Source organism: Arachnia propionica, from assembly GCF_003932785.1.
Classification (GTDB): Bacteria; Actinomycetota; Actinomycetes; order Propionibacteriales; family Propionibacteriaceae; genus Arachnia; species Arachnia propionica_B.
This window is the reverse complement of sequence record NZ_RQYT01000108.1, coordinates 1-1,221: the sequence shown is the minus strand read 5'-3', so window position 1 is coordinate 1,221 and position 1,221 is coordinate 1. Positions and strand designations below refer to the sequence as shown.

General features: G+C 64.7%; 1 protein-coding gene. It reads right to left on the bottom strand.

Features of this window, described 5'->3' with window-relative positions; genetic code table 11:
* Nucleotides 1-194 precede the first annotated feature (194 nt).
* Nucleotides 195-1,221, bottom strand: a 1,027-nt coding sequence (locus tag EII35_RS15445; RefSeq protein ID WP_148098966.1) for a S8 family peptidase, incomplete at its 5' end; no start/stop codon positions are given.

Sequence of the window (1,221 nt, the reverse complement as noted above, 5' to 3'; positions counted from 1 at the left end):
CTGGTCGGTGATGGCGTCGTCGGCGGTGGCTGGGGCTGGGGTGAGGAGGGATGCGGCCAGGGCGAGTGCGATGAGGGCGCGGGGGCGGTTGCGGCGCATCTGGTCTCCTTCGATCCGGTCGGGTCCAGTCTACGGGGGCGCGCCCTCAGGGCTCGCTGGCGCTCGGGGTCCGGTGTGAGCAGCGGGTGTGGTGGTCAGGTCCGGTGGTAGCGGGGTGAGGTGCCGAAGTGGGACTTGGATGGGTGGTTGGTGACGGTGTTCATGTCGAGGCCGCGGTAGCGGTAGCTGGGGTCGTCGGTGACCTTGTAGGGCTCGAGGAGTCCGTCGATGTAGTCCTGGGCTAGTTCTGGGGTGACGGGGTTGTGGTTGCGGCGGCGCAGCGGGTTGGTGTCCTCGTGGGTGGTGGGGTCGGTGTTGATGAAGGAAGCGATCTGGATGATGCCGTAGCCGTAGTAGTCGTTGGGGGCCTCGCCGACGGGGTGGGCGGTGGTGATGAGGTTGCGGATGAGTTGGTTGCCGGTGGCGTTGGGCCATTTCTGTTTGCCCAGTGCCATGAGGCCGGTGACCATGGGGGTGGAGAAGGAGGTGCCGAAAGCGTCGGTGGTGATCACTGTGAGGTTGCCGTTGCTGTCTGGTTGGCGGGTGGTGATGTCCTCGCCGGGGGCCAGCACGGTGAGGAAGTCTCCGGTGGAGGAGAACTCGGAACGGCGCGCGTTGGCGTCGGAGGAGCCGACCACGACGAAGGAGTTGAGGTCCCTAAACATTTCTTCGGGTTTGGCGTCGGGTTTGTTGCCGGTGTTGCCTGCTGCGGCGATGATGGGGACCCCCATGTGATAGGCGCGCAGCGCCGCGGAGAGAACCTTGCTACTGGAGAGTCCTCCGATGGAGATGCTGATCAGGTCCACGCCGTCGTCGAGGGCGCGGTGGATCGCTTCCCCGGTGGCTGTTTCCTTACTGCAGGTTGGGTCTCCGGGAGGACCGTCATCTTCTGTTCGGACGGTGTAGTTGATGAGTTTGGCCTTGGGTGCCCAGCCCCAGGTTTGGTTGACGAGGATGGAGGCCACTGCGGTGGAGTGGGATCGGGTGTCGGGGGTGCTGACGTAGTTGCAGGGGTTGTTGATCTCGATGTGGGCGCCTTGGAGTTCGGGGACGGTGAGGTCGGGGGCGCTTTCGATGTAGGCGATGGTCACACCTTCGCCGGTGAGGCCATGCTGATGAAGA